At 55.8% G+C, this 3,378-nt stretch carries 5 protein-coding genes; all 5 read left to right on the top strand.

Going from position 1 to position 3,378, the window contains the following annotated elements; genetic code table 11:
* Positions 1–103 precede the first annotated feature (103 nt).
* The gene (locus tag HTT03_RS07615) at positions 104–736 is read left to right on the top strand and encodes a tyrosine-type recombinase/integrase (RefSeq protein WP_174859272.1); all 633 of its coding nucleotides are present in this window, start codon (positions 104–106) and stop codon (positions 734–736) included.
* 219 nt (positions 737–955) lie between these two features.
* Entirely contained in the window at positions 956–1,423 is a 468-nt protein-coding gene (locus HTT03_RS07610) for an SRPBCC family protein (RefSeq protein ID WP_174859271.1), read from the top strand.
* A 226-nt stretch (positions 1,424–1,649) separates the two neighbouring features.
* Complete coding sequence (locus HTT03_RS07605) at positions 1,650–2,162, top strand: GNAT family N-acetyltransferase (RefSeq protein ID WP_174859270.1); 513 nt, start codon at positions 1,650–1,652, stop codon at positions 2,160–2,162.
* Positions 2,163–2,407: 245 nt separating this feature from the next.
* Positions 2,408–2,530 (top strand): hypothetical protein, encoded by a 123-nt coding sequence (locus tag HTT03_RS18830; protein WP_277871167.1) that lies wholly within the window; start codon positions 2,408–2,410, stop codon positions 2,528–2,530.
* Positions 2,531–2,827: 297 nt separating this feature from the next.
* Positions 2,828–3,378, top strand: a 551-nt coding sequence (locus HTT03_RS07600; protein WP_174859269.1) for a tyrosine-type recombinase/integrase, incomplete at its 3' end; no start/stop codon positions are given.

Raw genomic sequence — 3,378 nt, 5'->3', positions numbered from 1 at the left:
GGCTCAAAGCCGACCTCGGATGCGGCGCAGCATCATATGGTATGATGTCTTGTCAACGTCGGGTTGTCGATGTGGGAGGGCGTGGTGGATCGGAGGATCCATCATGGAAACATCAAACTTACCGGCCATCCGCGCCTTACGCCCAGCCTGGAACAAAGGCCGGATCGTCGGCCAGAAAAGGCCGCTCAAGCCCAAACACGTCTGGGCGATCAGGGTGCGGCTGGAATTGGCCGAGAACCATCGTGATCTGGCCCTCTTCAATCTTGCCATCGACAGCAAGCTGCGCGGCTGCGATCTGGTGAAAATGAGGGTGGTCGATGTTATGGCATCCGGCCAAATCAAGGAACGCGCGTCGGTTCTTCAGAGCAAGACCCAGAAACCTGTGCGCTTCGAAATCTCCGAAGGCACCCGTGCATCGCTGGCAAGATGGATGCGGGAGCCGCTGAGGGTCGGATCCGAATACCTCTGGCCTGGGCGTTTTCACGAACGGCTTCACATCTCTACCCGCCAGTACGCGCGCATTGTGCGTGACTGGGTGACATCCATTGGTCTGGAGGCAAGCGCCTATGGCACGCACTCGATGCGGCGAACGAAAGTCACGCAGATTTACAAGAAAACAGGCAACCTAAGGGCGGTCCAACTGCTGTTGGGTCACACCAAGATGGACAGCACTGTCAGGTACCTCGGCGTCGAGCTTGAAGATGCGCTGGTGATCGCCGAAGCTATCGAAATCTAAACCGCTGGGCCGTCGCCACAGACGGCCCAAAGGAGACATTGACCGACGGTCGCAGTGCCGCAATGCAGCTTCCCCAAAGCGGACGTTGTCGGCGGAGTGCAGCATTTTGGTATGGTCAATGACCGCAATGCGGGGCTTTGCTGACCTTCGCTGCGGTTGCGCAGATGTCCGGTTTAGGTCAATCAACCAGGGATAGCTTTTTGAACCACAGGAGCGACTGTGAAGACCGTCATCCTCGAACACGAATACGCCTCACCGGCGAAGGAGGTCTGGGCGCTGGCAACGGACCTCGATGCACTCAGGGAAATCATGGATGGGGTTGTCAGCTTCGAAGGGTTGCCGAGCGGTCGCGTATACCAAGGCCAGAGAATTACCGTGCAGGTGTCGCTGTTCGGGAAGTTACCGCCTCAACCGTATTTCATGGAAGTCCTGGAGTGCGACGACGAAGCAATGATTTTGCGGTCTTCTGAAAAGGGCGCAGGCGTCAAATCGTGGCATCACACTCTGACCGTGGAACCGCAGCAGTCAGGGTCCAGGCTGCGCGACGTCATTGAAATCGACGCGGGCTGGATGTCATGGGCCTTCGCGCTCTGGGCACGGTTTCTGTATCGCAAGCGGCATGAACCGCGCGTTCAAATTCTTGCGGACATGCGGGCGAAACGGTCTGAGACTGACGCCGTGAAGTGAACCAAGATGCACTGCGGCCTTTCGCGCAGTGAACTGCAAAACGGGCTCGTCCCTGCCATCAGCTGCATCGAGCACTGAGGCCTGCTTGGCGGGACAAAGCGCCATTTTGCTGCGACTGCGCCAAAGTCCGCTTCAAGTTCGAAATCCAAGTGTCTTTCCTTCCGTAGTTGTCACTCGTATGTCGTATCAGTCTGGCATTGTGCGTCAAAAGTGAGCGAAATTTCATATGCTGCCCTATGCTTTAAAAACCAAACGGCTATTGTTCAGACGGCCTATTCGATCAGACCTGCCTTGGTTCACGAAGTATTGCCTTTGCGGGCGAACCAAGTATGTCGGCGGCCCGTTTAGTGAGGTGCAGGCATTTGAAAAGTTAGCTGCGATGATAGGACACTGGGAGCTGCGCGGTTTCGGTCGTTTTGTATTCTTAGATCGTGCGACAGAGCGACCGCTGGGACATTTCGGTGCATTGCAGCTCAGCGTCTCAGAGCCTCCTGAAATCACCTGGACAATTTGGGATCAGAAGGATGAGGGCAAAGGATTTGCTACGGAGGCTGGTGTTGGTTTCAAGAGTTATGCAAAACAACAGCTTGGGCTCTCGACGCTAATTGCGCATGTGCATTGCGACAACTCTGCATCCCGAGGTTTAGCTGAACGCTTAGGCGGCCAACTGGACGCCGGAGCAGTTCCGCCATCTTGGATGCCAAGCTCAGTGTTGTATCGGTTTCAATTGACGGCTTGAAAGACCGGCCTTTCAAACAGCGCGCAGCATCAGTCACTCTGGGCTCGTTCCTGCCATTCGCTGCGGTCGCCCACCCAAACGGCGCTGAGGTTTGCAGGCCAACGTCGGCTTGGCGGACGTTGTTGCCAATCGTCGAAATCGGAAGTGCCATCTTCAGTGTTTTGTGATAGGTGTTACCCGCTATTTCTGTTGTTGCCGCCTGTGCAATGCAAAGTAAGCGACAGGTCTTCATAAGAGGATTCCCCATGAAAAAGATCGATGTCGATACCGACCTAAAGCGTTCTAAATTCCTAATCCGTGCAATGGTATTGCAGGTCATTTTGGTGCTTGTGGCAATGTTCTGCTACTGGATTTATTTGAAATGGTGATTAGCCATGATCCAGCACAATGTGCTGGCCGGCAGGGGCCTATGGGTCTTTGGCGCACTAGGCAGTGACAGCCCAAGTGGGCTCGAAGCTGACCTTTGCTACGCAAGGCGTGAAGGTCGGCTTAGGGCCGGGGAGCGAGAGGCACGCCCATGCTGCGGCTGCAAAGCATATTACGTCCAGCGTAGTCAGTTTAAGGCTCAAAGCCGACCTCGGATGCGGCGCAGCATCATATGGTATGATGTCTTGTCAACGTCGGGTTGTCGATGTGGGAGGGCGTGGTGGATCGGAGGATCCATCATGGAAACATCAAACTTACCGGCCATCCGCGCCTTACGCCCAGCCTGGAACAAAGGCCGGATCGTCGGCCAGAAAAGGCCGCTCAAGCCCAAACACGTCTGGGCGATCAGGGTGCGGCTGGAATTGGCCGAGAACCATCGTGATCTGGCCCTCTTCAATCTTGCCATCGACAGCAAGCTGCGCGGCTGCGATCTGGTGAAAATGAGGGTGGTCGATGTTATGGCATCCGGCCAAATCAAGGAACGCGCGTCGGTTCTTCAGAGCAAGACCCAGAAACCTGTGCGCTTCGAAATCTCCGAAGGCACCCGTGCATCGCTGGCAAGATGGATGCGGGAGCCGCTGAGGGTCGGATCCGAATACCTCTGGCCTGGGCGTTTTCACGAACGGCTTCACATCTCTACCCGCCAGTACGCGCGCATTGTGCGTGACTGGGTGACATCCATTGGTCTGGAGGCAAGCGCCTATGGCACGCACTCGATGCGGCGAACGAAAGTCACGCAGATTTACAAGAAAACAGGCAACCTAAGGGCGGTCCAACTGCTGTTGGGTCA

The organism is Sulfitobacter maritimus, from assembly GCF_013346665.1.
GTDB classification, from domain to species: domain Bacteria; phylum Pseudomonadota; class Alphaproteobacteria; order Rhodobacterales; family Rhodobacteraceae; genus Sulfitobacter; species Sulfitobacter maritimus.
The sequence above is the reverse complement of the archived record's forward strand: the minus strand, read 5'-3'. Positions and strand labels throughout refer to the sequence as shown.

Excerpts from the sequence above, each read along its gene's own strand:
- HTT03_RS07615 (WP_174859272.1), top strand. The coding sequence starts at position 104 with ATGGAAACATCAAACTTACCGGCCATCCGCGCCTTACGCCCAGCCTGG.
- HTT03_RS18830 (WP_277871167.1), top strand. The coding sequence starts at position 2,408 with ATGAAAAAGATCGATGTCGATACCGACCTAAAGCGTTCTAAATTCCTA.
- HTT03_RS07605 (WP_174859270.1), top strand. The coding sequence starts at position 1,650 with ATGCTGCCCTATGCTTTAAAAACCAAACGGCTATTGTTCAGACGGCCT.